The following is a 720-nucleotide window of genomic DNA, read 5'->3' on the forward strand; positions in this document are numbered from 1 at the left end:
TTTTCCGAAATTGACCTGACCTGACTTTTCCTGAAAATCGACTTTAAAGCTGTTTTTACAGATAAATCAGGTTTCTCTAACAGACAGGAAATAAATGCTAAGTATTTGGCTTTAAACTTAAAATCAAAAAATAAGTGTTTTCTTTTAATGTTTAACAGGGCTGATTTGACAGTTGGCGGTGGCAAGAAACTTTCAGGACCTACCTCATAGACAAGTTTCAAATCAAAAAAAGTATGATAGAAAACGGTATATGGATTGTAAAGCTTCCTCGAAAATAACTTTTGTGTAGGTTCTAACTGAAGGATAATGGAACCTCCCAGAAAATTTCCAAGACTCTCAAACATCAGGATTTTGAAAATATCGGAAGTAATGCCATAAGGAATATTTGACACCACTTTGAAAGGAAATTTCGGAACTGCAAAATTCCTAAAATCACAACCGACAACTTGAACATTTCGGGCATCAGAAAATAATTTTCGTAAATGTTCAACCAAAGCTGTGTCGTTTTCAATAGCAACAACATTGTTGGCGATTTTTAATAAATGAACAGTAAGAAACCCCTTGCCTGCCCCAATATCTAAAACCGTATCCTGATTACTTATATTTGCTTGTCTTATTGCATCTTTTATTAGCACTTTATCAATAGTAAAGTGCTGACCCGTAAAACGAACGGGCAATTTCTTTTTTGTCATTAGTAACTTCTTACAGGTGAATACTTGA

General features: G+C 34.2%; 1 protein-coding gene. It reads right to left on the reverse strand.

The features are described 5' to 3' along the window. On the reverse strand, nucleotides 1-692 hold a 692-nt coding region (erm, locus tag HXZ74_RS17150), incomplete at its 3' end, for a 23S ribosomal RNA methyltransferase Erm (protein ID WP_286476518.1). Nucleotides 693-720 lie beyond the last annotated feature (28 nt).

This window comes from Empedobacter sp. R750 (assembly GCF_030324345.1).
Classification (GTDB): Bacteria; Bacteroidota; Bacteroidia; order Flavobacteriales; family Weeksellaceae; genus Empedobacter; species Empedobacter falsenii_C.